This window comes from Vibrio hepatarius (genome assembly GCF_018860525.1).
Classification (GTDB): domain Bacteria; phylum Pseudomonadota; class Gammaproteobacteria; order Enterobacterales; family Vibrionaceae; genus Vibrio; species Vibrio hepatarius_B.
This window is the reverse complement of sequence record NZ_JAHKPM010000025.1, coordinates 84,924-111,146: the sequence shown is the minus strand read 5'-3', so window position 1 is coordinate 111,146 and position 26,223 is coordinate 84,924. Positions and strand designations below refer to the sequence as shown.

General features: G+C 40.0%; 23 protein-coding genes and 1 pseudogene. 12 read left to right on the top strand and 12 right to left on the bottom strand.

Annotated features, from left to right (window positions below; genetic code table 11):
* The first annotated feature begins 219 nt into the window (after window positions 1-219).
* Both KO511_RS07715 and KO511_RS07710 read left to right on the top strand, forming a co-directional pair.
* Complete coding sequence (locus KO511_RS07715) at window positions 220-378, top strand: hypothetical protein (protein WP_185759736.1); 159 nt, start codon at window positions 220-222, stop codon at window positions 376-378.
* A 141-nt stretch (window positions 379-519) separates the two neighbouring features.
* A complete protein-coding gene (locus KO511_RS07710) occupies window positions 520-1,299 on the top strand; it encodes a TSUP family transporter (RefSeq protein WP_215986874.1) in 780 nt (259 codons plus the stop codon).
* Here KO511_RS07710 and KO511_RS07705 read toward each other — a convergent pair.
* From KO511_RS07705 to grcA, 5 genes are all read right to left on the bottom strand, one after another.
* The gene (locus KO511_RS07705; RefSeq protein WP_215986867.1) at window positions 1,250-2,095 is read right to left on the bottom strand and encodes a LysR family transcriptional regulator; all 846 of its coding nucleotides are present in this window, start codon (window positions 2,093-2,095) and stop codon (window positions 1,250-1,252) included. The two genes, KO511_RS07710 and KO511_RS07705, sit on opposite strands and share 50 nt — an antisense overlap.
* Window positions 2,096-2,218: 123 nt before the next feature.
* Window positions 2,219-3,355 carry an RCC1 domain-containing protein gene (locus tag KO511_RS22415; RefSeq protein WP_215986866.1) on the bottom strand — a complete coding sequence of 379 codons (1,137 nt, stop codon included), beginning with the start codon at window positions 3,353-3,355 and terminating at the stop codon, window positions 2,219-2,221.
* Window positions 3,356-3,729: 374 nt separating this feature from the next.
* The gene (locus KO511_RS07695; RefSeq protein WP_215986865.1) at window positions 3,730-4,128 is read right to left on the bottom strand and encodes a hypothetical protein; all 399 of its coding nucleotides are present in this window, start codon (window positions 4,126-4,128) and stop codon (window positions 3,730-3,732) included.
* 284 nt (window positions 4,129-4,412) lie between these two features.
* Window positions 4,413-5,978, bottom strand: a complete 1,566-nt coding sequence (locus tag KO511_RS07690; RefSeq protein ID WP_215986873.1) for a diguanylate cyclase — start codon at window positions 5,976-5,978, stop codon at window positions 4,413-4,415.
* A gap of 148 nt (window positions 5,979-6,126) precedes the next feature.
* Window positions 6,127-6,504: an autonomous glycyl radical cofactor GrcA gene (gene grcA, locus KO511_RS07685; protein ID WP_215986864.1), complete on the bottom strand. Its 378-nt coding sequence runs from the start codon at window positions 6,502-6,504 to the stop codon at window positions 6,127-6,129.
* 551 nt (window positions 6,505-7,055) lie between these two features.
* Between grcA and ung the strand changes: the two genes are divergently transcribed.
* Together ung and KO511_RS07675 are read left to right on the top strand one after the other, a co-directional pair.
* Entirely contained in the window at window positions 7,056-7,742 is a 687-nt protein-coding gene (gene ung / locus KO511_RS07680; protein WP_215986863.1) for a uracil-DNA glycosylase, read from the top strand.
* A gap of 100 nt (window positions 7,743-7,842) precedes the next feature.
* Window positions 7,843-8,394, top strand: a complete 552-nt coding sequence (locus KO511_RS07675) for a hemerythrin domain-containing protein (RefSeq protein WP_215986862.1) — start codon at window positions 7,843-7,845, stop codon at window positions 8,392-8,394.
* Between the two features lie 40 nt (window positions 8,395-8,434).
* On the opposite strand, the gene KO511_RS07670 is transcribed toward KO511_RS07675, so the two are convergent.
* Window positions 8,435-8,623 (bottom strand): DUF3545 family protein, encoded by a 189-nt coding sequence (locus KO511_RS07670; protein ID WP_215986861.1) that lies wholly within the window; start codon window positions 8,621-8,623, stop codon window positions 8,435-8,437.
* Between the two features lie 703 nt (window positions 8,624-9,326).
* Here KO511_RS07670 and KO511_RS07665 point away from each other — a divergent pair.
* From KO511_RS07665 to deoA, 6 genes and pseudogenes are all read left to right on the top strand, one after another.
* A complete protein-coding gene (locus KO511_RS07665; RefSeq protein ID WP_215986860.1) occupies window positions 9,327-10,760 on the top strand; it encodes an alanine/glycine:cation symporter family protein in 1,434 nt (477 codons plus the stop codon).
* 98 nt (window positions 10,761-10,858) lie between these two features.
* The gene (gene yaaA / locus KO511_RS07660) at window positions 10,859-11,632 is read left to right on the top strand and encodes a peroxide stress protein YaaA (RefSeq protein WP_215986859.1); all 774 of its coding nucleotides are present in this window, start codon (window positions 10,859-10,861) and stop codon (window positions 11,630-11,632) included.
* 149 nt (window positions 11,633-11,781) lie between these two features.
* Window positions 11,782-12,555: pseudogene (locus KO511_RS07655) on the top strand (TatD family hydrolase).
* Window positions 12,556-12,758: 203 nt separating this feature from the next.
* Window positions 12,759-14,024 (top strand): NupC/NupG family nucleoside CNT transporter, encoded by a 1,266-nt coding sequence (locus KO511_RS07650; protein ID WP_215986858.1) that lies wholly within the window; start codon window positions 12,759-12,761, stop codon window positions 14,022-14,024.
* 384 nt (window positions 14,025-14,408) lie between these two features.
* Entirely contained in the window at window positions 14,409-15,185 is a 777-nt protein-coding gene (deoC, locus tag KO511_RS07645) for a deoxyribose-phosphate aldolase (protein ID WP_215986857.1), read from the top strand.
* 82 nt (window positions 15,186-15,267) lie between these two features.
* Window positions 15,268-16,596, top strand: a complete 1,329-nt coding sequence (gene deoA / locus KO511_RS07640) for a thymidine phosphorylase (protein WP_215986856.1) — start codon at window positions 15,268-15,270, stop codon at window positions 16,594-16,596.
* Between the two features lie 104 nt (window positions 16,597-16,700).
* Here the strand turns inward: deoA and KO511_RS07635 are convergent, their stop codons facing one another.
* Window positions 16,701-17,306, bottom strand: a complete 606-nt coding sequence (locus KO511_RS07635) for a YtjB family periplasmic protein (protein ID WP_215986855.1) — start codon at window positions 17,304-17,306, stop codon at window positions 16,701-16,703.
* Between the two features lie 103 nt (window positions 17,307-17,409).
* Between KO511_RS07635 and serB the strand changes: the two genes are divergently transcribed.
* Window positions 17,410-18,390, top strand: a complete 981-nt coding sequence (serB, locus tag KO511_RS07630; protein ID WP_215986854.1) for a phosphoserine phosphatase — start codon at window positions 17,410-17,412, stop codon at window positions 18,388-18,390.
* 69 nt (window positions 18,391-18,459) lie between these two features.
* Here serB and KO511_RS07625 read toward each other — a convergent pair whose 3' ends face one another.
* Window positions 18,460-20,805, bottom strand: a complete 2,346-nt coding sequence (locus KO511_RS07625) for a PilZ domain-containing protein (RefSeq protein ID WP_215986853.1) — start codon at window positions 20,803-20,805, stop codon at window positions 18,460-18,462.
* A 134-nt stretch (window positions 20,806-20,939) separates the two neighbouring features.
* Here KO511_RS07625 and radA point away from each other — a divergent pair, with 134 nt between their 5' ends.
* The gene (radA, locus tag KO511_RS07620) at window positions 20,940-22,319 is read left to right on the top strand and encodes a DNA repair protein RadA (protein ID WP_215986852.1); all 1,380 of its coding nucleotides are present in this window, start codon (window positions 20,940-20,942) and stop codon (window positions 22,317-22,319) included.
* Between the two features lie 46 nt (window positions 22,320-22,365).
* Here radA and csdA read toward each other — a convergent pair whose 3' ends face one another.
* The 4 genes from csdA to KO511_RS07600 form a co-directional block, all read right to left on the bottom strand.
* Window positions 22,366-23,577 (bottom strand): cysteine desulfurase CsdA, encoded by a 1,212-nt coding sequence (gene csdA, locus KO511_RS07615; RefSeq protein ID WP_215986851.1) that lies wholly within the window; start codon window positions 23,575-23,577, stop codon window positions 22,366-22,368.
* Complete coding sequence (locus KO511_RS07610) at window positions 23,574-24,179, bottom strand: DJ-1 family glyoxalase III (RefSeq protein ID WP_215986850.1); 606 nt, start codon at window positions 24,177-24,179, stop codon at window positions 23,574-23,576. The genes csdA and KO511_RS07610 overlap by 4 nt, the downstream gene beginning before the upstream one ends.
* Entirely contained in the window at window positions 24,172-25,056 is an 885-nt protein-coding gene (gene panE, locus KO511_RS07605) for a 2-dehydropantoate 2-reductase (RefSeq protein WP_215986872.1), read from the bottom strand. Before panE ends, KO511_RS07610 begins: the two co-directional genes overlap by 8 nt.
* A 112-nt stretch (window positions 25,057-25,168) precedes the next feature.
* A complete protein-coding gene (locus KO511_RS07600; protein WP_215986849.1) occupies window positions 25,169-25,993 on the bottom strand; it encodes an outer membrane protein OmpK in 825 nt (274 codons plus the stop codon).
* Between the last annotated feature and the right edge of the window lie 230 nt (window positions 25,994-26,223).

Below are 26,223 nucleotides of genomic sequence, written 5' to 3'. Positions count from 1 at the left end.
CCATACATTGCCTTTTGCCACCCATTAATTTTTCTATATCGAATCTACCGAATGTTCTTTACTCAAACTTCGACACGTAGCGCAGAATGGGGCATTTTCTTGTTAGAAAGTGCCTTGTGCTGATTTTGTCAGTTTTTTACTTTGGCAACCTTAGAACGACTACATTTAAGTAGAGCCTCAACCTATGACCACCTTTTTTCTTCACTTAATAGTAAAGCGATGTTTTCTCTAGCTGAAAAACTTGAACGAGAAAATGACCAACAAGCAATTGATCTGCTTTCAAATTTATCCCATGTCGTTGAGGACATGTTCAGATTTCACCGCTTATATAAAGCTCAATCAAAGTACGATCTCACCTTGGGTGATGGGTATGAGTAAGATGTCATTTATTTATTATCAATAAAATTTGCTTTCTATAAATGATGAAAAAAAGGAATAGGTTGATATCTGTGCTTTCCTTATGTGAGATAAAAATAGAATGATATGTTTATTATCACTAATGACTATTATGTGCATGATATGGACATCTCAATTGAAATATTAACCTTACTTTTTTTCGTTGCTACTGCGGCAGGGTTTATTGATGCCATGGCGGGTGGGGGAGGGTTGTTGACCTTACCTGCTCTTCTGGCCGCTGGCGTTCCCCCGACTCAGGCTCTGGCCACAAATAAGCTGCAAAGCTCATTTGGCAGCTTTTCAGCCAGTTGGTACTTTGTCCGCAATGGCTTAGTGAGCCTAAAAGAAATGCGCCTTGCCATTGCGTGCACTTTTATTGGTGCGGCAATAGGTGCACAGGTAGTGCAATATATCGATGCTAGTATTTTGACCAGTCTAATACCGATATTTTTGCTGGCAATTTCAGTGTATTTTTTACTAATGCCCAAGAGTAAACCTCACTCAGGAAAAGCAAAATTATCTGAGGCGATGTTTGCTCTGTGTGTTGGCGGTGGTGTTGGGTTTTATGATGGTTTTTTTGGTCCTGGTACAGGATCTATTTTTACCGTGTGCTTTGTGATTATTGGCCAATTTTCTCTGGTGGCTGCTACGGCACGTACTAAGGTGCTTAACTTTACCTCTAATATTGCCGCGCTGCTGTTTTTTATTATGGCTGGCCTACCGATTTGGCAACTGGGTTTAACTATGGCTGTTGGCGGTTTTATGGGAGCACGTCTCGGTGCGAAAGTAGTGGTAACAAAAGGGCAAAAATGGATTCGACCTTTAGTTATTACTATGTCGATGGCGATGGCAATTAAACTGCTTTGGCAACAGCATCACCAATGGTTGATATCAATGCTTTAACTCTGGGTGATTGATAGACACTTTGCCTGACACAGATATGAATTGGGCGAATCAGATGTGCTAATTCGGCAAAACGAAAACAGTATTTTTCTGAGATGCTTAAGGCTTTGATGATCGAGTTAGGGATAAGAGCAGGTGCCGTCCCCCCAAGTGCGAGTTGAGCAGCAGCTGTGTAAGCGTCCATTTCCATAATTGGCGTAATATTAAACTTGTCGAGTGTCTGACGTTGGTAGCTATTGGCTGGGTTGGTTAGATCATTAGTAATGACTTTATCTGGTAATTGGGTTAACGGTTTATGGTACACAATAGCAAAAGGTTCATCTGCTAAATGGAATGTGAGCAAGCCATGATGGTCTGGTATTAGGCCAGCGCAGAGGCCCAAAGTGGCTTTGCCTGATTGAACGTGTTCGATAATTCTTGGAGTATGATTTGTGGTAATCCTGAGGAAAGAGTCGTCTCTTAAGTAGTTAGCTATAGTTTTACCAAGATATCCTGCAATCAATGATTTTGAGCTATCAAGAGTTATCCATGAGGTATCTTGCAGTGTTTGCTGTTCATAGATAAGGCCACGAAGTTCGTTAAATGAGGGGCCTATACTCTTAATCAAAGCTTGGCCATCGGGCGTAAGTTTGATTGAACGGCCGCAAGGCTCAATCAATTTCTTATCCAATTTCTTTTCCAAATTAGCGATACGTTTACTGACCGCAGATTGGCTTATGTACAGTAGGCTACCAGTGCGGCTCATGGTTTTTGCTTTGCTAAGCACCAGTAGAGTTTCAATACCTTCAAGTAACATGAATAACGTTGAAAAATAGGAATGGATAACCCAATTTAGCTTAAGTTATTCTGACTTGGTAGTTAAATTTTTTCATCACCATTGTCTTACAAAAAGAATTAAGTAAGACAATGGCGTATATACCTAGATGACAGTTTGAGGTGTTGTTTTAGGTTCTCGATTACCCAACCCTAGTTGTCCTTTGATATTGTCTCCCCAGCACTTGAGAGTATCATCTTCTAAGATCGCGCAGGTGTGCCTATCACCGAGCGATATGTGTTTGGCGCTTTGACCAAGAGTGACTGTCGTCGGGGTGGTTTGGGTTTGGTAGTTGCCAATTCCCAGTTGCCCATGTTGATTGGAACCCCAGCATTGCAGTGTTCCGCTTTGTAGTATTGCGCAAGCATGTTGTTTGCCGAGTGCAAGTGTTTGAACATTTTCATCGAACGTTAAGCTTGTTGGTCTGGCTTTATTTCTTCGATGTCCTATCCCAAGTTGGCCTGATTGATTATTACCCCAGCACTTGACTTGATGATTATCAAGCAGAGAACAAGCAAACTGGTGACCCACGTTAACAGAACTTGCTGGGCGAGTTAATTGGACGGTTTGTGGCATTAAATAAGATTGATTATCTTTGGTTTGATTAGTTGGAAAGCCAATGCCTAATTGACCAAAATAGTTGTTTCCCCAACATTTTACTTGACCTAACTCTGTTTGAAAACAGGTGAAATTATCACCTACTTGGATGCTTGTTAGTGGTGATTGTTCTATTACAGCAGTGGGAAAGAGTTCAGGTCGAGTTCTGCCAGTACCGAGTTGGCCGAAGAAATTGTCGCCCCAACATTGCGCAGTATTATCACTTTGTATTAAGCAAGCATGATTGCTGCCCATTGAAAGGAATTTTGCTGAATATTGAAGTGATAGTGCTCTTGGAGCGATGAATCGATAAAGCCCTTGCCCAAGTAAATAGCGGCTATTGTTTCCCCAACAAGTTGTTTCTCCGAGTGTTGATAGAGAACAAGAATGATTGGCAGCAAGGCTGATTTGTTTTTTTTCACCAGATAAATTGACAGCAGTTGGTCTGATTATAGAATGAATATTGGATAGGCCTACCCCTAACTGTCCTGAGTAATTATTACCCCAGCAGTAGATAGCATCACTTTCTGATACAGCGCAAGTGTGACTACTTCCTAGTGATATTTTTTTCCAGTAATTTGGTGTTTGTGCATGTGCGTTGGATATAAATAAAAAAAATAAGATGAAGATCGAAAAAAAATTCACTTTATAAATTATCCTTTGTATTTTAAATAATTAATTATTACCGATTAAATAGGCCGTTGGTTTTTTATTTAGGTGGAAAATAGGCTGGATTTAAAACAGCCTATTAATCATAATGGTTTAATGAATAAGCATCTTATTAAAGCTTATCGCAAAAGCATAAATTTACACTACATATTGGCATTTCACCTGGAGGGCAGCTAATGCTTGCCATAGAGCTTGCTGATGAAAATAAAGCAATGGTGAATAATAGAATAGATTTTTTAAGCATGATTACCTCATTGTTTAATGGTTGTATGGTGAGAAATATAATGAGTTAAATTTTGTTAATAAGCAATGATTTAATATATTGAATCATTGCTTAAGTTATATTTAAATCAAACTCTAAGTTGGAAATTCGCATCTATTTGACCTTGTAAATAATACGTCTTATAGCCATTAATAAAGTAGCTAGAGCCATTCGAACGAATGACTTCAAAGATTTCCCAGCGTGATGTTCCGCTATCTGCAGGCTGTGAAGTATAACCAGAAGGGCAGTTAAATGATTTTTGTTGCCAAACTTCTTCACTCACTCTAAATACTTTGAAATAGTGGCCACTTGCTTCAGTTATTATTCCCCATTTCCCTGGTATTGTCATATAATTATCATTTTCGTCTAAGAGCCATTCCCAATCACTTGCATCAGGTAGGCCACAATATACATAAGTTGTTGTATTTGCATATACTGTTTGACTAGATAGTAGTAGGGTAGAAAAAATAAATGCTGACAATTTCATATGATAAAACTTCCTTGTTATTAAAATGTTACAACAAGGTAGGTTATTTGTTCTGTGAGAGTAAATGATCTAAGTAATTGAAGTATGATTTATATCCCAAATACATATTGATATTTTTCTGAAACATTAACCCTGCCACGTAAGTTGGTACGTTTAAGTAATTTAATTAACATTTGTAGGGTTATTGTTATCTAATAGAAAACATATGTTTAAGAGCTGATTATATATTTAAATTTACTGTCTATTTATTTAAATATAACTGATTTTAAATGATGGTAATAAGTCTAAGTTTTTTCTTGAATTTGATACCAAGAACTAGACTTGTTTCTACCATCATTTTTTGATGCGTAGAGTGCTTCATCTGCTCTTGCAATAACCTGCTCAACATTTGTATCATTAGAAGATAATTCTGCAACGCCTAAGCTGACAGTTATAATTCGGTCTAGTGAAAAGGCATTAGACTCGATTGCTTTTCTTACCGCTTCTGCCACTTTAAGGGCACTTTCTTCAGGTGTTTCTGGAAGTAATATTATGAATTCTTCACCTCCCCACCTTGCTAAGATATCTGTGTGTCTGACTTTCTTAGAAACGAGTTCACTGAGTTCCTTCAGGCAATCATCTCCTGCATTGTGCCCCAGTTCATCATTTATTTTTTTAAAATGATCTATATCGAAGATAATTATACTCAGTGTGGAATTAAAGTTCTTCGATTTCTCATGTTCAAAGTGTAAATGCTCAGTGAATTTGTTGCGATTTGAAAGCTTGGTCAAAAAGTCTGTACTGGACAGGTAAGTCAGCTCTTTTTTGTGGGTAAATTCAGAATAAATGTTCCAGATATAAAATAATGACACAACTACGATTAAGATTAAGTAAGTCGCGTAGTTATGGAGTAAAGTGCTCAATAAATTATCTCGTGAGCTACTGATCAAATAGGCAACATGTTCATTTTTGAAGTTTTTTATCGAAAGAAAGCTAATAATATAGTCTTGATCTTGTAAAGATATAGCTTGTGAAAAGCTCTCTTTTTTGTCAAATAAAGGCTTGAGCTGACTGCTGTAATTTTTAGCTTGGTCGATCAGGCTTCTGTGGTTCACGTTACGTAAATGTTTTTCAAATACCGCTTTATCGTAGTAATACCCATCAGCGAGAATGCTAGGTATATAGTGGTTTTTCATGTCCTTAAACAATTTTGAATCGACTGCATTTTGACTGATTATAAATTGGAAGTCGTCTTGAGGGTATAAATCAACCAGAAGGTCTACAATGCTTCCCATTGATAGAGATACTTCTACACTACCTAGAGCTTGTTGCCCTTTTGATACTGGATAGACGAAGCGGTAACCATTAAAAATGCGTCCTTCTTCAAAGCCTTCAACTATTTTTTGTTGTGTATTGGCTAGCCTGACAGACTCACGAATAGAAAATAGATTGTCGCCATATTTTTCAGGTTTATGTACTCGAAGAAAGCTATCACCATTAGGTAAATGGAAGTGGAGTTGCCTAAAGTTATGTGCTCTAAGAAGCTGATAATTAGACTTGAGTAATTGGTATAGTTTTATTCTTGCTTCGTCTCGCTTGTCGTTTTTCCCCTCGACTGCTATCGATAATAGCTTGATTACCTCATCATTGTTGGTAATCTGCTGGTAGACATAGTGAGAAAACTTATTGTATACGCCAATACTAGAACGTACTTTAGACTCCATAATGACAGAATAGTTGTCGAGGATTCGGCGTTTTTGTTCTCTATATTCTCCAACCAAAATAGCAAACGATACGAGTACAAGTGTAATCAAAATGCCTAAATGGACACATAGCTTAAACCCGAGGGTGGGTCTTAAGGTCGATCGCATTTTCAAACTAGTCCCCCCTAGAATAGGTCTCGAAAAGTCCACTAATGATAGTTTAGTATATTGTGAGTTGATCGAAGGTTAAACTGAGAAGAAGAAGACAACTAAGCATCAAAAAGGCGTATCGCTACGCCTTACAATTAGGCACCTACTAAAGTGATTCTGTAAATGTACGAGCAATTACATCACGTTGCTGCTCCGTTGTCAGAGAATTAAATCGAACAGCATAGCCTGAAACACGGATAGTAAGCTGGGGGTATTTCTCAGGATTACTTACGGCATCTTCTAGTGTTTCACGTTTTAGTACGTTGATGTTTAGATGTTGGCCCCCTTCGATACGCGGCATAGTCTCAATCAATATTTCTCTACTCTCATGTTCACCGAGTTCTCTGGTTGCAATAATCTGATCAGCATTGAACCCATGTTTTGCTGCTATACATCGAGCTTCACCTTTCTCCTTATCGAGTAACCATATTGAGTTTACTAATGCCTCATTGGCGGCTTTAGTAATTTGTATACCTTGAATCATGTCTATCTCCTAGGTGATATGAATAGTATATGGTGTTATTTTTCATAACTTTATGTTCTTTATTCTATATAACCTATTTATAGGGATTAGATTTTGATTTTTATCAATTGAAGTTGACTATTTTTAATTACATAAAATATAAAAGTTTAATTGGAGTTAATCTTCATTTCTCTAATGTATTCTTACTTTTGTTATGATTCTGTTGTTTTTATGTCTATCGTATTTTGTTGTTATTTTACTACGTTTAAGTTGTTGCAATGAAAAGATTTGATTGACTGTAAATTATCGATCGGATGAGTAAATTTCTGAATGTTGGCATCAAATTTTCATAACATGATTGGGCTGCATACAACTGAGGATACCATTATGCCATATACATCATTTTATACTCGTACTCGAGTTGCTCGTTTTCCCATACCAAATCGCCATGTGGTAGGGCAAGGGCATTATAGGACGCCACAAAAACACTGATTGACTACCTCTAATTGCTTTGTTCCTTTGCCACTTTTTGCGACAATCATTGCAGCATAAATTGGAAAAAGGAACAACATATGAACCAATTATTGGCATGGCATGATGTCATTGGAGCTGAAAAACAGCAGGATTACTTCCAGCAAACGTTAGGCTTTGTTGAATCTGAGAGAGCATTGGGAAAGGTCGTTTTTCCTCCGGAAAAAGATGTCTTTAATGCTTTTCGTGCAACTGAATTTGGTAATATAAAGGTGGTTATTCTGGGCCAAGATCCTTATCACGGTCCCAATCAAGCGCATGGTTTATGTTTTTCTGTTCTTCCAGGGATTAAACCACCTCCTTCACTTACCAACATGTATAAAGAGTTGTCTCAGGATATTGAGGGTTTTGAGAGTCCTACTCACGGATATTTACAGAGCTGGGCCGAGCAAGGCGTGCTTTTGTTAAATACAGTACTAACTGTTGAGCAAGGTAAGGCTCATTCACATGCTAAAACAGGTTGGGAAACATTTACAGATAGAGTGATTGAAGCGGTTAATAGGCATCAGTCTGGTGTTGTATTCTTATTATGGGGTTCACACGCTCAGAAGAAAGGACGATTTATTGATCGAGAGCGACATCATGTACTAGTAGCGCCGCATCCATCTCCTCTTTCCGCCCATCGAGGTTTTTTCGGTTGTCGGCACTTTTCTAAAGCTAATCAAATTCTTCACTCGATAGGAAAGTCAGCAATTGACTGGCGTTTGCCAATATCAGTCACAATATAAAACTAAGATTACTTTTTGTGTTTATTTTTAGGAAGACATCAAACTTATCATGGCGATTTCCTTATACACTTATAAAAAATAAGTCTTAAGGGAACTTATCATGATGATGGAAAGGATCCGCAGAGAGCATAGCTATATGGTTCGTCTTTTGGCTGTATTAAAACAGAATATTGCTCAACTACAGGCTGAAAAGTTTATTAATTATAGTTTGGTTAAAGAAGTTGTGGACTATTTGGCGAATCATTCAGAACGTGTACATCACCCTAAAGAAGATATTCTCTATCACTATTATATGGACCATTATGGGCATAAACAGGAACTGGATAATTTGGAACAAGAACATGAGGTGTTATCGGACAAGACTCATACTTTTCTTAATACGGTCGAAATGATCCTTCAGGATGCTGTTGTACCACAAGATATGTTTGTTAAGCAGCTTGAGGAATTCATTTTAGCGCAAAAACGTCATTTAGAGATAGAAGAGCGTTTCATCCTACCATTAATTGAAAAAAGTTTTAATCTCCATGACTGGCAAGAGGTTGAGAAAAAGTGGAGTGTTGGTGAGAGTGATCCTGTGTTTGGTGACACTATAGCAGAAGAATACCAGCAAATTGCTAACCGCGTTCGCCAAGGTGAGCAAGATTGTGTTTGAACAAAAATTAAAAGAGGCACATTAATGCCTCTTTTTAATGTCAGCAATCGAAATCGAGTTGATCAAAATTATCGAAGCCGATGTCCATATCTTTTAACTCACGCTGTAGTCTTTGTTTGTCCTTAATAGCCTCAATTTCTCGCCATTTACGTTTTACTGGCTTGGAGCGTGTTGCTCGAGTTTTTGGAAAGTCCATTTCCATAATTTCTTCAAAGTTTAAGCCTTCCATACGCCACCTCTTTAACTGATTTCTCTTTGAAGGGGTAATGTTTAAATACCATTCTGATTGAAGCGTAACCTTGATTGGTTTCTCATTTGTTACGATTTAATTAACTTTTAATGCTTTTTTTACTAGGCTTCACAGAAAAATGATGAAAAATTGTTGTTTTTTTATGCAAGCAGCTCCTTTTAAATAGGTAAAAAACAGCAAACTAAATGTTAAATGCGTGTTTAATAAATGACCACCACTGGTGAGGTTGAGTTTGTGTGCAGTGCTACTGATTTTGTATGGTGATTGCCCTGAAAGCCAGCGATAGAGAGATAAGGGTGAGTCCTTGATGCGAAAGGACCGATGATCATTTAAAGAGTGGAATTAGGTTGCAGGGTTATCTATTGTTTGTTGTTGTTAAATTTTAATACTAATGTTTTTAAGTTGTGTTTTTTTTGTTCTTTTTTGTGTTAGCTAATGGTGATTTTATAGTTAAATATATCACCTATATGCATTTTGTTACATATTGATTTTTGACGTTTGAGATTGCATTATCCGCCAGTCAAAAAATACGCTGTTACGTAAAATGGAAGCATGAGGCGCGTTTTACATATCTGGGTTGCACGATAAACAAATAATAATACTAAGCAGAGTTGACACTTGGTTGGCAACTAGATGGAAGGCAAGGAAGCAGAGAACAGCGAACACTCAATATGAGGATCTTATGACAGACTTAATTAATTTGATGAATGACCTGCTTTGGGGCTCGATTCTGGTTTATTTACTGGTTGGCGTCGGTGTGTACTTTACATTCAGGCTTGGCTTTATCCAGTTTAGACACTTTGGCCATATGTTTTCGGTTTTGAAAAATAGCCGTAGAACTGATAACGCAGGTATCTCATCATTTCAGGCCTTGTGTACTAGCCTTGCTGCACGTGTGGGCACGGGTAATATGGCAGGTGTTGCTGTTGCGTTAACGGCAGGTGGCCCAGGTGCAATTTTTTGGATGTGGCTTATTGCTATGCTGGGAATGGCAACATCATTTGCAGAAAGTACACTAGCACAGCTATACAAAACCAAAGATGATGATGGTAATTATCGTGGTGGTCCAGCGTATTATATGGAAAAAGGCTTAGGTATGCGCTGGATGGGAGTGCTATTTTCCATTTTCCTAATTATCGCTTTTGGTTTGGTCTTTAATGCTGTGCAAGCCAACTCTATTGCAGGAGCGATGAACACTGCTTTCGGTTGGGATGAAATGTACGTTGGTATTGCAGTTGTTGTCCTTTCTGCAGTAATCATCTTTGGTGGTATTAAACGAATCGCGCGTGTTGCTGAGATGATAGTCCCAGCAATGGCACTTCTATATTTGCTTCTTGCCTTATTTGTTGTATTTACCAACATTGAAAAGTTGCCTGCTGTTCTTAGTTTGATTTTCAAGAGTGCTTTTGGTCTGCAAGAAGCCGCAGCTGGTGGTTTAGGTTACGCTATTGCTCAAGCAATGATTAATGGCATTAAACGTGGTCTATTCTCGAATGAAGCGGGTATGGGTTCTGCTCCAAATGCAGCAGCGTCAGCGACACCTTATCCTCCACATCCAGCATCTCAAGGTTACGTACAAATGTTGGGCGTATTTATGGATACGATTGTCATTTGTTCAGCAACAGTGGCGATTATTCTTATGTCTGGTGAATATGTACCTCATGGTGAGATTACAGGTATTGAATTGACACAGGCAGCGCTAAGTTCTCAAGTTGGTTCTTGGGGAGGGATTTTTGTTGCAGTTGCGATTTTCTTCTTTGCCTTTACTTCGATCATTGCCAACTATTCGTATGCTGAAACTAACTTAATATTTCTTAAACATAACCATAAGGCAGGTTTAAGTATTTTCCGTCTCGTGGTTCTAGGCATGGTGATGTTCGGTGCTTTGGCTTCCTTACCCGTTGTTTGGTCACTGGCTGATGTCTCCATGGGTATGATGGCTATTGTTAACCTAGTAGCGATTCTATTGCTATCTGGTATCGTGATTAAGCTAGCCAAAGACTATAATCGCCAGCTTAAAGCAGGGAAGGTTCCAACGTTTGATTGTAATGATTTTCCAGAGCTGAAATCACAATTAGAAGATGGTATTTGGGATAACAACAAACAAGACTCATAGACGTTAGCTATAATAGTGATACAAAAAGCCATGCAGACATTGCATGGCTTTTTTTGTACCCTATAGATAATCACAACAGCAAGGATAGAGTTAAAGTCATGTTAATCGTCGTTTCACCTGCAAAAACCTTAGATTATGAGTCACCATTGGCGACAGAGAAATTTACTCAGCCTGAGTTGGTAGAGTATTCAAAAAAATTGATCGACGTATGCCGCAAGCTTGCCCCTGCAGATGTAGCTAGTTTAATGAAAGTCAGTGACAAGATTGCAGATTTGAATGTTGGGCGTTTCCAAGAGTGGGATGAAAAGTTTACTTTAGAAAACTCTCGTCAGGCAATTTTGGCTTTCAAAGGGGATGTGTATACTGGACTCGATGCTCAAACCTTAACTGATGACGATTTTGACTATGCGCAAAAACACTTGCGGATGTTGTCTGGGCTATATGGGCTTCTTAAGCCTCTCGATTTAATGCAGCCTTACCGATTAGAGATGGGGACTAAACTTGCCAATGATAAAGGAAGTAACTTATATCAGTTCTGGGGTAATGTGATTACAGATAAATTAAATCATGCTATATCAGAGCAGGGGGATAATGTACTGATAAACCTCGCTTCAAATGAATATTTTAAGGTGGTAAAACTCAACTCACTTGGCGCGCAAGTCGTGACTCCGATTTTTAAAGATTGTAAAAATGGCCAATATAAGGTTATCAGTTTCTATGCTAAAAAAGCACGAGGTATGATGGCGAGATATATTATCGAAAATCGTATCGATAGTGTGGTTAGCCTGACTAAATTTGAAGCGTCGGGCTATTATTTTGTTGAACAAGAGTCTTCGCCAACCGAATTAATCTTTAAACGAGATGAGCAATAAAGGTTGTTGACTATGTATATCGAGCTCAAAAATGGCGACTTATGGTGTACTTACTTGGATTTTTTTGAAGAAAGCAGGTATCGATACGTTCCTTACCGTAAAGATTTAGCTGAACACATGTCAGACTCTACTCTCAGGGCGCAATTATAATGCGCCTTTTTGATACCCACTGCCATTTTGATTTTGATGTCTTTGCTGGCGATTTTGCTGCACAGTTTCAATTGGCAAAAAAAAATGGCGTGGAACGAATCATGCTTCCTTCAATTGGTCCTTTAAACTGGGAGAGGTTGCTGGCATTGTCATCTGAGTATGCCGGACTATATATCGCAATGGGGATGCATCCTTATTTTCTTAATGACAACAGTATTCAGACTATCCCAATCCTATATAAGCAGTTTGAAACTCCTGTTAAGCATTGCCACGCTATTGGTGAGTGTGGGTTGGATGCGCTAATTGACATCGATTATAAGGTGCAAAGAAAAGTGTTTGATGCTCAGATCGAGTTAGCAGATAACCTTAAGCTACCTTTGATACTTCATAGTAGAAAAACACATAACTAAGTTCTTCGACAGTTAAAACAGCATAACTTTCGCTATGGAGGAGTGCTACATGGCTTTTCTGGTAGTTATCAGCAGGCCATGCAGTTTGTCGAACTGGGTTTTTATATTGGTATTGGTGGCGTGATCACTTACCCTCGAGCTAGGAAAACTCGTCAGACAGTCATCGATTTGCCTATTGAATGTATTGTATTGGAGACGGACTCTCCTGATATGCCTCTGTATGGTCACAAAGGGAAACCCAATCATCCTACCATGCTGGTCAACATTTTGTCTTGCCTTGCAAGTCTTCGAGATTCTGATGAGGAACTTGTTGCTCATTCTACATGGAAGAATGGAAATATAGCTTTCAAAATATGTGAATAGTTCCTAATTAAAATGTTATTAGTATGATTTGCTTGTTTTGTTTTTGTGATTAAGATCTCAAATTTTAACTGTCACATGATGAATCTTATTAGAAACTGTGAAGGCCGCATTACCTTAACGGTGGCCGGATGAGTATAATTGCCCCGCTTTATAACTCCATATTGCAACACGCCAACAAACAACATATAAGGAAGTCATAAACTATGAGCCTGTTTATGAGCCTAGTCGGTATGCTAGTTCTACTCGCAATTGCAGTAGCCTTATCTAGCAACCGTAAAGCTATTAATTTAAGAACAGTGGGTGGCGCATTCGCTATTCAATTTGCACTGGGTGCATTTATTTTATATATCCCATGGGGGCAGGAGTTGCTTAAAAGCTTCTCTGACGGTGTTTCTGATGTTATTGCCTACGGCAACCAAGGTACAGAGTTTATCTTTGGTGGCTTAGTATCCGGTAAGATGTTTGAAATTTTCGGTGGTGGCGGTTTTGTTTTCGCTTTCCGCGTACTTCCTACACTAATTTTCTTTTCGGCATTCATTTCTGTTTTGTACTACGTCGGTATTATGCAGTGGGTGATAAAGATTCTTGGGGGGGCTCTTCAAAAAATATTGGGTACTTCTCGCTCAGAATCTATGTCTGCGGCTGCAAACATTTTCGTCGGTCAAACCGAAGCTCCTTTAGTCGTTCGCCCTTTTATCCCTAAAATGACTCAATCTGAGTTATTTGCAGTTATGTGTGGTGGTTTAGCCTCTGTTGCTGGTGGTGTTCTGGCAGGGTATGCGTCTATGGGGGTTCCTATTGAATACCTAGTAGCAGCATCGTTTATGGCAGCTCCTGGTGGCTTACTGTTTGCTAAAATCATCATGCCTGAGACGGACAAGCCAAATGAAAACTTGGATGCCGAAATTGATGGTGAAAAAGATAAGCCAGCGAACATTATTGATGCCGCCGCAGGCGGTGCAGCAATGGGTTTGCAGTTAGCACTCAACGTTGGTGCTATGCTACTGGCTTTTGTTGGCCTTATCGCATTGGCTAACGGTATTCTGGGTGGTGTTGGTGGTTGGTTTGGTATGCCTGAATTGACACTAGAGCTGATCTTAGGTTATGTTTTTTCTCCGTTGGCATTCTTAGTTGGTGTGCCATGGGAAGAAGCTGTGATAGCAGGTTCTTTTATTGGTCAAAAAGTGGTGGTGAATGAATTTGTTGCTTATTCTAATTTTGCCCCTCTATTAGGTGATGCCGCGGAAATAGTTCTTTCTGAGAAGACAAAGGCAATTATTTCGTTTGCACTGTGTGGTTTTGCTAACCTATCCTCGATTGCCATTCTTTTAGGTGGCCTTGGTGGACTTGCGCCTCAACGTCGTTCAGAAATTGCTCGTATGGGCATGAAAGCTGTAGCCGCAGGCACACTATCAAACTTAATGGCCGCGACAATAGCAGGCTTTTGCCTTACTTTATCTGGCATGTAACCTTCGCATCTAATTAATGTTAAAGCCCCGCTCATTTCGATAGCGGGGCTTTTTTGTATATCTAATTGTTAGTCAAAGTAGCAAAATCAAGCATGTTTTGATGCCGATTTGAGTTGCACATTTTGTAAATTATTAAAGATCATTTCTTAGCCATATTTATCTTGATTGAGGTTTGACGAAGTTCTTATCACGTTTAAGATCGCAGGATGTATTTAATATTTGCTTTTAATCTCCTTTTATCTAGAGCCCTGAAACCCCGCCACATTTTAAGTTAAATAATTTTTGAGATACAAACCGTTTGCATTTTATCAGTGGCTATCGTTCCGTATTCAACCTAGGTATTGTGTTGAACTGCGGGTAAATAAATATTGATCGGAGATAGAAATGAGCGATGTAAAAGCTGCAGCGTTACGTGCACTTAAACTGATGGATCTTACTACGTTGAATGATGATGATACGGATGCCAAGGTTATTACTTTGTGTCATGCTGCTAAATCTGCAGTAGGGAATACTGCGGCCATCTGTATTTATCCACGCTTTATTCCAATCGCTAAAAAAACACTTCGAGAGCAAGGCACACCTGAGATCAAAATTGCTACGGTAACTAATTTCCCTCATGGCAACGATGATATTGACATTGCCGTTGCTGAAACGAAAGCTGCAGTAGCTTACGGTGCTGATGAAGTTGACGTTGTATTCCCATACCGTTCTCTTATTGCCGGTAATGAGGACGTGGGCTTCGAGCTTATAAGGCAGTGTAAACAAGTCTGTGGAGATATTTTACTCAAAGTAATTATTGAAACAGGTGAGCTACAACAAGAAACGCTTATCAAGAAAGCATCTGAGATAGCGATCAAAGCTGGTGCTGATTTTATCAAAACTTCAACCGGTAAAGTGCCAGTTAACGCTACGCCCGAGTACGCTCGTATGATGCTTGAAGTTATTCGCGATATGAATGTCGCTTCAAGTGTTGGTTTTAAACCTGCTGGAGGAGTGCGCACTGCTGAAGATGCCGCAGATTATTTAGCAATGGCTGATGAGATATTGGGTAGTCAGTGGGTAGATACTCGTCACTACAGGTTTGGAGCATCTAGTCTTTTGACCAGCCTTCTGAATACATTAGAAGTGACAGATAAAACGGCTGACCCTGCAGCTTATTAGCTTTTCTATTTATTTGTGGTGAGCATCTTCTCGCCACAATGCCTAAATTACAATCAAACATCAATTTGTATGGGAAAGTCTAATGTATTTACCTCAAGAAATCATTCGTCGAAAGCGTGATGGTGGAGTGCTTACCTCTGGTGAGATTAACTTCTTTATACAAGGGATTACCAACAATAGTATTTCTGAAGGTCAGATAGCTGCCTTTGCGATGGTAATCTTTTTCAATGAGATGACGATGTCTGAGCGTATTGCGTTGACTTGTGCCATGCGTGATTCAGGAATGGTCATTGATTGGTGTCAGCAAGATTTTCCGGGGCCTATTGTAGATAAACATTCAACTGGTGGAGTAGGAGATCTAACCTCCTTGGTGTTAGGGCCTATGGTTTCAGCATGTGGTGGTTTTGTTCCTATGATTTCAGGTAGGGGGCTTGGTCATACTGGGGGGACACTTGACAAATTAGAGTCTATTCCGGGATATAATATTATGCCATGCAATGCAGTTTTTACTGATGTTACCAGACAAGTCGGAGTGGCCATTATCGGCCAAACCGGTAACTTAGCACCTGCTGATAAACGCCTTTATGCGACTCGGGATATCACCGCAACCGTAGATAATATCTCCCTTATCACCGCCTCTATTTTATCGAAAAAGCTCGCTGCTGGTTTAGAATCTTTGGTCATGGATGTTAAAGTGGGCTCCGGTGCTTTTATGTCAAGTTATGACGAGTCTGAGCATTTGGCTAAATCTATCGTAGGGGTTGCTAATGGCGCGGGTACCAAAACAACGGCTATTTTGACCGATATGAATCAAGTGTTGGCATCTTCAGCAGGTAATGCACTCGAAGTGAAAGAAGCGGTTCAGTTTTTGACTGGAGAATATCAAAATCCCCGTCTCCTTGAAGTGACCTTAGCTCTAGGAGCGGAAATGCTAGTACTAGGAAGGTTGGCTGATAACAGTGAGCATGCACGCTTTAAGCTAACAGATGCCTTGAATAATGGTAAAGCCGCTGAATGCTTTGGCCGCATGGTTGCGGGCTTAGGTGGGCCAGTAGACTTTGTCGGTAATTATGACAGCTACTTAGAAAAATCACCTATTGCTGAACCAGTATTTGCTGAGCAAGATGGTGTGGTGACAGCAATGGATACACGCGCAATAGGTATGGCTGTTGTGGCGATGGGAGGAGGACGCCAATTTGCCACCGATAGTATTGATTACTCAGTAGGGTTTGACCACTTTATTCGCTTAGGTGAGCGAGCATCTTCAACTAAACCGCTAGCCATTATTCATGCTCGAAATGAAGAACAGTGGAAAGACGCAGCAGCCTCACTCCAAAATGCTATTGTAATCGGGAATCGGTATTCACCAACTCCAGAAGTTTATCGCCAAATACGTGTTGAAGACATTTAATGCCATATTTTTGATAAGGCCAGCTGAGCCTACCTATGGATGGATAATAAGCTAAAAGGCTAATGGCTGTACAAAATTAGGTTTTATTTTATACATTGGCCTTTTTATACAAGTTCCTTTAATAGTAGGTTTTCACCTTTACTCTTAGGTTTCCTACGTACAACCATAGTCAAAAGTAACCCCGTAATAAAACTCATTCCGACCATGGTGTACATATAACGGTCACTTTTTCTGTAGTAATGATCGGAGAAAGCCGTCACTTTTCCAGTTTCAAAGGTAAGACGTACAAAACCTATCACGACACCATCATAAATAACAGGTTCAACAAGTTGTTGCTTGCCTATGCGAGCCGTTTCAAGGGGCGTGTCTAAACCAAGAATTTCTCGTACATTTTTACTTTTATCGCTTGACGCTAATCGAACGCCTTGAGCATCGTAAATAGTTGCATCAAATACCAAGTCGTCTATGGCGAGTTGGTTGGTTAATTTTAATAAGCGCTCTTGATCTTGGCTCGCGATCATATCTCCTGCGGCCAAAGAAGCTTGTGATACCAAAACCTTAATTAGCGTATCTAATTGGTTTTTTTGTATCTCTTGATTTGCCTGAGTGATCTTAACGCTATTGATACCGATCACAATGAGCATAACAATCAAAGAGAAGATAGCGAGTACTCTCAGTGCCATGCGGAATGAAAACAGGGAAGATTCCATATTCACCTAAACAGAAGATAAGTTTACTATAAAGAATATTGATACTTGCGCAGGTAAAATGCAATAGGTTAAGTTGTGGTTAAGCTTTTTAGGAATAATTCACATGGAAACGTTTAAGACTCTTTCTATTCAAAAACAGACTCATTTATACAGTAGGTTGTCAGCGGCCAGATACACTAGCCACTTAGATAAGGCGAAAGCAAATTGGATTATCTTTGGTGATTGTCTACTAGATGAGCATTTCGAACGCATCAATTTGTACACCGGATACAAGAATTTTATTGTTGACATATGGAAAGTAGGCCATTATCAAGTTGCTTTGATGAAAGGTAATTTACTTCCAGAACATGAGGAAATTCTCCCTGCGTTAGAACTTGATTATGCGTCTCTTAATGATTTACCAGACTTATCCACGCCAGGGTTGATAGTGTTGGATATGGACTCTACCGCTATACAAATCGAATGTATTGATGAAATAGCGAAACTGGCTGGAGTGGGGGACGAAGTCGCTGAACTTACTGAAAGAGCAATGCAAGGCGAACTTGATTTTGAACAAAGCCTTCGCAAGCGGGTTGCCGCTCTTATAGGGGCTGATGTATCGGTACTGACTAAAGTTAGGGATGAGTTAACTTTGATGCCCGACCTCTCTAGTTTAATTTATACACTTCATCAATTTGGCTGGAAGACGGCAATAGCTTCAGGGGGCTTTACCTATTTCTCTGATCACCTCAAAAATACATTAGATCTAGACTATGCATGCTCTAATCAGTTGGAAATTATTGATGGTAAACTGACCGGTAAAGTGCTTGGAGAAGTTGTAACGGCGCAGACTAAAGCTGATATTTTGCATGAATTAGCAGAGCTATATGCAATAGAAGCTCACAATACCGTTGCTGTGGGGGATGGAGCCAATGATTTGGTTATGATGGAAGCAGCAGGCTTAGGTATTGCCTACCATGCTAAGCCTAAAGTAGAGCAGTTGGCACAAACTGCGGTACGTTTCTCAGGGCTTGGGGGGGTATTATGTATTTTATCTGCGGCTTTGGCTAAGCAGAAAAAGATAAGCTTTAAAATAAAACCTTAGTCCGTTCTAATTTGAGGTGGTTTATGGTGAGAAGTGCTTTTGAACGAAGTAACTCCAAGGAAGGAAATTTTATTTATTCGGCAGTCCTAAACGAAGTGTTACTTCTTCAGTGATATCGATGATTTCACTATAACCAACGATACCGGTTATTTCTTTTTCTAACGTTCTCGCATGATGCATATTGATTGGAGCTAGCTCGGTTATGTCTTCTTGAAGTAATGCACTCATAGGTTCAAACACAGGGGCGCTACATATACGGATAGCATAGAAATTTCCTAGTGATTGGGCGTTTTTAATAAATTCAATACGCTGTTTGACTGATTCAAATTCGCCAAGTAGTTTTGATTCATAGGAGTGAATACGGTTGCCAAAAAGAGTAATCGCGAGATAAATCTCATGAAATTGCGGTTGAGCGCCGTCTATGTGTTTCATAGGTTGAGCAAGCAGGGTATTTGTGTGTCCTTTGTATAGTGGTTCAAGAGAGAATTTGTCTTCTTTGCCAAGTTTCGCCAGTAAAATTAGGTAAGGAGGAAGTGGGAAATTGACCCCTATGACTCTAGGTTTTAGGGTCCTAGTCGGTTTTTCTACGAAAATAGGGGCACTGACGATTTTGTCTAACAGAATATCATGCAGGTCTTCGAGTAACTCATTACTTGGAAGAACTTCAGTTATTGAATTTAGCTTGTCTTGGTTATGTTCAATTAAACTACCGAAAAATGCTATATTTTTCATGGTGTGGCTATCTTCGAGGATGACGAGCTGTAGACGTTTACCTCCTGGAGATATTCTGATTACTTTATATGGCACTTGGTTTAAAGTAACGTTTTTATCCAGTTTGTCCAGCTCTGTGAAGTTTACAGAGCATGTGTCTCCTGCTTTTAGTGCACTTGGAGAAGTCAACGCGATGCTAATACCACGTTTAGATATATCGAGCGTAATGCCAGTGTGGGTTTGTTTATCTTCGCCTGTAAGCGTTAAAGAGGAACGAAACTGAAAGCGTGGTTCTTTGCGGCGAGATTTAGCATCATAATAAATACAAGTTGGATTGTTGGTTGGATTGCGAGCATGACGAAAATTGTTAATGGCACTACTTGGCAGTTTGGGCTTTGGAGTTAGTAAATAATCGCTATTACTTGTCTCTGTCGAAACTTCCTGAAGAATACCACAATGAGTTAGTGTGCTGGCGTCAAGGGTTAGTTCAGATGAGTGCCTTACCAGTTCTGAAGTTTCTTCCTTGGTTAGTTCAAACATATGAATTTGGAACACTTTCCAACTGTCTTTTTTCGCTCCGACATGGCAGAAAAGTTGTCGTACCTCGGGTTTTGCTTCTGGGAGCATCATGGAAAAGAATAACACTTTTTCTTGGTGGCTATGAGTAAACGCATAAAGAATGTTGGTTGTACTTTGGTTGCCTTTTGGCATTAACTGCTCTAGACGCTTTTGATTAAATAAACCAGTCAATGCTTGTTGATTTCGCTCATCGTGCCAATAGTGCCATATTGGTTGATTGTTTTCGGTCATCAAAGCGAGTTTAAGTTCAGAGCCACTAAAGAATAAAGGTAAATTACAGGTATGTTTGAGAAAAGTGTGCTCATACCCTCTTGAACGTGCTCGGATGACTTTGTCTTGGGTATCATGCCGGTTACGCTGGCTTGCACTATTGAGTTTACTTTCTATTAACTGCTCGACTACATTTGATTCTTCTAGTTTGATCAAACGAAGAAATTTGACCGAATCATTATCATAAGACTCGTCGACACCAACAATTCGGTATTGTATTGGATCTTTCAATTCTTCCAACTCTGATTCTTTAATCAGTTCAATAAATCGAACTGAGATAACTTCTCCTGACTTATAGTCAAATGCAGAAGGGACTTTAAATTTTGCTCCAGATGGTGAGAGATCTATAGTTGTGGCGTGAACTAGATCATTGTTAACCTTAAACTCAATTTGAGAGGATATTTTAAGGCGATTTTCTCGGCGCTTTAGGTCATAGCCAAGTTTAATCGCTTCCACATCGAAGATACTACTCTTCTCTTCGGTTTCATCTCCGTGCAGTTGTCCTCTTTTTTTCATCACGCGGAAGTTATTGTGCGTGTTACTTAAAGCTTCCCAAACGCCTTCGGTATAACCACCAAACTTGCGAACATTTTTTTGGTAGGTGTTAAAAGCCACATCATCAAGCCAATGTTTGATGCCATCTAGTTCATATTCTCGACATTCGCCATTAACCCTGCCTCTTAGGTCGACAATCTTGGAGCATGGCACCATTACTCTATTGAGTTCCATTTTGACTAAAAGCTTGACGGACGGGGGCTCCCCTTCGGTTATTTGGCTAAGAAGGAAGTCAAAATCATCTGAGTGATAAGCAGGAATCAATCGTTCTGCTAATGATAATATTTCTGTTTGCTCCATCGGTTCTTGTTTAACTACCTCGCGTATGAAATATCTACCTTGATATATAAAACTTTAGTGTTATGTTACAACGAATCAAGGTCTATCGGTGATGAATGATAACGAGATCGTTATAAATTTGGGTCTGGAGTGTTATGGCAAAGGTAAAAAGAGCTTACGTATGTAATGATTGTGGGGCAGATTTTCCTAGGTGGCAGGGCCAATGTAATGCATGTGGCGCGTGGAATACAATTAGTGAGGTTAGGCTTGCGGCATCACCCAATACTACCAGCTATGAGCGGCTAGCGGGTTATGCTGGAAATTCAGGTGAAACACAGGTTCAGGTACTTTCTGAGATTGATTTACAAGAAGTACCACGTTTTAGCAGTGGTTTTAAAGAACTAGATCGAGTGCTTGGAGGCGGTGTTGTTCCTGGTGCTGCAATTTTAATCGGTGGCAACCCTGGCGCTGGTAAATCGACCTTACTTTTACAAACTATGTGCTATTTGGCTTCTAAGATGCCAACATTATATGTGACTGGTGAAGAATCTCTACAACAAGTCGCAATGCGTGCATCACGCTTAGGACTTCCTAAAGATAACTTGAAAATGTTTTCAGAGACTAATGTCGATCGAATTTGCCAGGTTGCAGAAAAGGAGCAGCCAAAACTGTTGGTCATAGACTCAATACAGGTGATGCATGTTAGTGATGTGCAGTCCTCTCCTGGTAGTGTTGCTCAAGTGCGTGAATCTGCAACGGCTTTAACTCGCTATGCCAAACAAAATAACGTCGCTGTGTTTATTGTCGGGCATGTGACTAAAGATGGTTCCTTGGCCGGTCCAAAGGTACTGGAGCATATCATTGACTGCTCAGTGTTGCTTGATGGTGGGACCGATAGTCGTTTCAGAACGCTTCGAAGCCATAAAAACCGCTTTGGTGCTGTGAATGAGTTAGGCGTTTTTGCTATGACCGGTCAGGGGCTAAGGGAGGTCAGTAATCCTTCTGCAATCTTTCTTTCCAGAGGTGAAGAAGAGACATCTGGTAGTTCAGTCATGGTGGTGTGGGAAGGTACGCGTCCACTACTTGTAGAAATTCAGGCTTTGGTTGATTATTCGCAGCTAGCAAATCCGAGGCGTGTTGCTGTTGGTCTTGAGCAAAATCGATTGTCCCTTTTACTTGCTGTATTACATAAACATGGTGGTTTGCAGATGTCAGATCAGGATGTGTTTGTAAATGTTGTTGGTGGTGTAAAAGTCACTGAAACGAGCGCTGACTTGGCATTAGTGATGGCGCTATTATCTAGCTTTAGAGATAGAGCATTACCCCAAGATGTAGTCGTTTTTGGTGAGGTAGGGCTGGCTGGTGAAATACGCCCAGTACCGAGTGGTCAGGAACGATTGAATGAGGCATTTAAGCATGGTTTTAAGAAAGCTATTGTGCCAGCTGCCAATATGCCCAAAGGTGGTATTGCTGGGATGCAAATCCACGCAGTAAAAAAATTGTCAGATGCGATAGCTGCATTTGAAGAGTTATAAATTAACAGGGTTGAATATGTTCAACCCTGAGTCCAGTCTTCATTTTTTAGAGCATATCTACCGCTTTTTCGACGCTAACTATGAGCTGGTCAACGTCTTGTAAGGTATTATATATAGCAAAAGAAGCGCGCAATGTACCTTTTACCCCTAATGCATCCATTAAAGGGTGAGCGCAGTGGTGGCCTGCTCGTATTGCGACACCTTGCTGATCAAGTAAGGTGGCTACATCTTGGTGATGGACGCCTTCAATGATGAATGAAATTACGCTTGTTTTAGGCTGATACCCGAGTATTTTTACGCCTTCAATGCAGGTTAGTTTCTGATAAGCTTGCCGAGTGATATCTTGTACATGTTTTTCAACATCTTGGGTAGGCAACGCAGTATACCAGTCAATTGCCCTAGCGAGTGCAATGGCCCCAGCTATATTTGGGGTGCCAGCCTCGAATTTGCCAGGAAGTTCACTGTAAGTCGTGCCCATAAAAGACACTTTTTCGACCATCTTGCCGCCACCATGCCATGGCGGCATGGCCTCAAGCAACTCTAACCTTCCATAAAGAACTCCAATACCAGCAGGAGCGTAGATCTTATGGCCTGAGAAAACATAAAAGTCAGCGCCAAGCGTCTTTACATCAATGGGTTCGTGGACAATACCTTGCGCCCCGTCAATAATGACTTTAGCGTTTACTCGTTTAGCTTTGGCGATGACGTCTTCAATTGGAAGTCGGGTTCCTGTGACATTAGTGATATGAGCGAGAGCGACGATTTTTGTCTTAGCAGAGAGTAAGGTACTAAAAGCTTCCATATCCAAATGACAGCTTTGCGTCATTGGGATTTTTACCACTTTTGCCCCAGTTTGTTCTGCCACTATCTGCCAAGGTACGATATTGGCGTGGTGTTCCATTTCACTGACTAAAATCTCATCATTAGGTTTGAGTGTATTCCGAGCATAAGTTTGAGCGATTAGGTTGAGAGCTTCAGTTGCCCCTCGAGTCCAAATGATTTCTTTCTCAGTTTTAGCACCGATAAACTTGGCTACAGTTTGACGTGCAGATTCAAAGTAATTGGTTGCGGTAGACGTTAAACTATGACTTCCTCGATGAACATTAGCATTTTGAGAGCGATAGTAGTGTGCAATGGTATCAATGACGCATTCGGGTTTCTGTGTGGTTGCTGCGCTATCAAGGTAAACAAGTGCTTGCTCATTAACTTTTTGTGTAAGAGCTGGAAATTGTGCGCGGATAGCATTTACATCTATCATGATTCAACGACACCTAATTTCTGATAGTGAAGAGTGGGTAAAGTGATCATAGGCTCAGCGACGGTCCATGCATGTTTTTTACCAGATAGGTTGATAATAATTTCCATTGCGAACTCAAGAGCTGTTCCGGGACCTTGACTCGTGAGCAAATTATGATTGACATCATAGGTGACTCGTTTAGCTCGCCACTTATCTTGACCAATATGTGATTCAAAACTTGGGTGACAAGTCATAAGAGCATCTGGATAAAGGTTATGGTGGGCCAGTACTAACGCTGGGGCCGCGCAGATAGCGGCAACCAATTTACCTTCATACATTTGTTGGCGAAGGATTTCGATTAGCAGTGTGCTATCGCGAAAGACTTCAGAGCCTCCTACGCCACCAGATAAAATAATAGCGTCAAACTCGTTGTCAGCAATATCAACCAGTTTACAATCAGCGGTTAGTGTTACTCCGCGCGACGCTTTCATCGCCAACTGACCTTCGAAATCAGCACTTGCAACAACGACTTGATAGCCCGCTCGTACCATCATATCAATGACAGTGATGGCTTCCATCTCTTCCGTACCCGGAGCTATGGGTACCAGTACTTTTTTAGTCATGGTTTTGTTCAATCTGCTTAATTTGTTGAAAGAGCTTTTCGTTGATTGGCACAAGGATGTTATGCGCTTTTGCTCTTTGTAAAAGGTAACCTGTAATAAAGTCTATCTCGCTTGGACGCTTATGGTAAATATCTTGATGCATAGACGAGTGATTTTTAGACGTTGCCTCAATCACCTGATTGACCTTATTTATTAGACTATCGCTAGTTATAAGTATACCTTCAGCGTTTAAAACTTGGCTTATTTCTTCTGCCAACGAAGTGATTATTTTTTGATAATTTGGGCAAGACAACTGTCCATTTTTGACTTGATTGATCGCAGTCAGTGGGTTGATGCTGCAATTTATCGCCAGCTTATGCCAAATTGGATTGAGGATATCAGAGTGCCATGTTGCCTTGGGTAGCGCATGCTCAAACACGGGCTGTAAAAAATCACAACGTTTACCAGCATCGTTGTATCCGCCTAATTGAGTATGACCTTTACCTGTATGTTGTACTTGAAAAGGCTTTGGGCGAAACGCCCCATGTGTGGTTATAGCAATCACAAGTGGGTTATTCGGTAATAAAGTGTTGATAGTCTCTGCTGTCCCCATACCATTATGCATTAAGACTACAATGGTTTCTTTGGGGATGTTAAGTGTCATTGATTTAATAGCTGATTGTACCTGAGGCGCCTTAACTGTAACCAGTAAAACATCTGCTGATGCAAGCTTGTCTCGATAATTATTCTTAAATTCAATGGCAGAATGATTATCTAATTGAAGAGAAATCGATGGGTTTTGCTGCCGAGACCAAAGTGAGACCGAATGGCCAGCAATATTCAAATTATATGCCCATAAAGAGCCAATAGCTCCTGGGCCAACAATAACGATATTCATCTTAATAACTAGAGATGCGAGTTTACCAAGAGAATACGATGATACAAATATATTGCCAACCACAAATGGCACTCAAGAGTGCCATTTTAAAAATTTTAGATCGTAAGTCGGTTTAGAACTTATAAGTGACCGATACGTAATGACCAATACCGGAAGACTCATTCTCTGGGAAATTACCGTTTGCATCAGGCCAAGGACGATTGGCACCATCTTCGAAGCCATATACATCTTTAAACAGTTTTAAACCATAACCTACAGCAAAGCGGTCTGAATGCCAGTAGATACCATTAAACATAGCGCTACCAGTACTAGACTGAGAATATTCGTCTTTCATGCCAAACTGGAAATCTAAATAGCCTTGATATGAAATAAATGAACCATTATCAAAGTGATAAAAAGGCTTAAACCAGTTAGTAGAGATCTGATAGCCATTCCAATCTTTTCGTGAGTTATCGTAGTTAGCGTAAAGGTTCAAGCCTATTTTTCCTAACCATGGAGCTATAACATCAGAACCTACACCAATTTTATATTGCGCTTCTGTAGTACCACCATAAAAGATGTTTTCTGTCGCTATATACAACTCTTGTACAGGACCAAAAGAGAGATCTTTTTCAGTAGCAGCGTCAAGTGACATACGTGGTGAAAATTTCATAAATAGCTTGTCAGAGCCTGATTTATCACTGTCTGAATCACCAGTAATGTTGAAATAGTCAACATAACCGTAGAGGTCAAAAATTCCTGAGCGACCGCCAAACTCCATTTCTAGATAGTCATGGGTTGAGTCAGAACCTGGACCTTTTTCATTAAAGGCTCCCATTAGGTTAAATTGAAGCCATTTATAATCATTTTTGTGGATATCACCGTCTGAATAGTCGGCTGCCATGACAGATGTAGACATTGCAGCAACAACACCAAGAGCTAAAAGTGATTTACGCATAGTGGGACTCTCTATGTATATTTGATATGAAAATGTAGTTATGGTGCCGAAATGTACAATCTTCGCTGTACTTTGGCTGCTGCATAATAACGACAAACGCATCATTTATCAGTGATAAATGATGATAAATTGCACTATTTTGTTGATGTGTGTCACATATTTTATTGTTTATTTTATTTTTACTGAACTTATCAGTTTTGGATTAAGTGGTTGACGATATCGTTTGCTTG

Excerpts from the sequence above, each read along its gene's own strand:
- ung (WP_215986863.1), top strand. The coding sequence starts at position 7,056 with ATGAACCAATTATTGGCATGGCATGATGTCATTGGAGCTGAAAAACAG.
- radA (WP_215986852.1), top strand. The coding sequence starts at position 20,940 with ATGGCAAAGGTAAAAAGAGCTTACGTATGTAATGATTGTGGGGCAGAT.
- KO511_RS07635 (WP_215986855.1), bottom strand. The coding sequence starts at position 17,306 with ATGGAATCTTCCCTGTTTTCATTCCGCATGGCACTGAGAGTACTCGCT.
- KO511_RS07715 (WP_185759736.1), top strand. The coding sequence starts at position 220 with ATGTTTTCTCTAGCTGAAAAACTTGAACGAGAAAATGACCAACAAGCA.
- KO511_RS07670 (WP_215986861.1), bottom strand. The coding sequence starts at position 8,623 with ATGGAAGGCTTAAACTTTGAAGAAATTATGGAAATGGACTTTCCAAAA.
- KO511_RS07600 (WP_215986849.1), bottom strand. The coding sequence starts at position 25,993 with ATGCGTAAATCACTTTTAGCTCTTGGTGTTGTTGCTGCAATGTCTACA.
- KO511_RS07705 (WP_215986867.1), bottom strand. The coding sequence starts at position 2,095 with ATGTTACTTGAAGGTATTGAAACTCTACTGGTGCTTAGCAAAGCAAAA.
- KO511_RS07610 (WP_215986850.1), bottom strand. The coding sequence starts at position 24,179 with ATGACTAAAAAAGTACTGGTACCCATAGCTCCGGGTACGGAAGAGATG.
- KO511_RS07675 (WP_215986862.1), top strand. The coding sequence starts at position 7,843 with ATGATGATGGAAAGGATCCGCAGAGAGCATAGCTATATGGTTCGTCTT.
- KO511_RS07695 (WP_215986865.1), bottom strand. The coding sequence starts at position 4,128 with ATGAAATTGTCAGCATTTATTTTTTCTACCCTACTACTATCTAGTCAA.
- KO511_RS07710 (WP_215986874.1), top strand. The coding sequence starts at position 520 with ATGGACATCTCAATTGAAATATTAACCTTACTTTTTTTCGTTGCTACT.
- csdA (WP_215986851.1), bottom strand. The coding sequence starts at position 23,577 with ATGATAGATGTAAATGCTATCCGCGCACAATTTCCAGCTCTTACACAA.
- panE (WP_215986872.1), bottom strand. The coding sequence starts at position 25,056 with ATGAATATCGTTATTGTTGGCCCAGGAGCTATTGGCTCTTTATGGGCA.
- deoC (WP_215986857.1), top strand. The coding sequence starts at position 14,409 with ATGAGCGATGTAAAAGCTGCAGCGTTACGTGCACTTAAACTGATGGAT.
- KO511_RS07650 (WP_215986858.1), top strand. The coding sequence starts at position 12,759 with ATGAGCCTGTTTATGAGCCTAGTCGGTATGCTAGTTCTACTCGCAATT.
- grcA (WP_215986864.1), bottom strand. The coding sequence starts at position 6,504 with ATGATTCAAGGTATACAAATTACTAAAGCCGCCAATGAGGCATTAGTA.
- serB (WP_215986854.1), top strand. The coding sequence starts at position 17,410 with ATGGAAACGTTTAAGACTCTTTCTATTCAAAAACAGACTCATTTATAC.
- deoA (WP_215986856.1), top strand. The coding sequence starts at position 15,268 with ATGTATTTACCTCAAGAAATCATTCGTCGAAAGCGTGATGGTGGAGTG.
- KO511_RS07625 (WP_215986853.1), bottom strand. The coding sequence starts at position 20,805 with ATGGAGCAAACAGAAATATTATCATTAGCAGAACGATTGATTCCTGCT.
- KO511_RS07665 (WP_215986860.1), top strand. The coding sequence starts at position 9,327 with ATGACAGACTTAATTAATTTGATGAATGACCTGCTTTGGGGCTCGATT.
- KO511_RS07690 (WP_215986873.1), bottom strand. The coding sequence starts at position 5,978 with ATGCGATCGACCTTAAGACCCACCCTCGGGTTTAAGCTATGTGTCCAT.
- yaaA (WP_215986859.1), top strand. The coding sequence starts at position 10,859 with ATGTTAATCGTCGTTTCACCTGCAAAAACCTTAGATTATGAGTCACCA.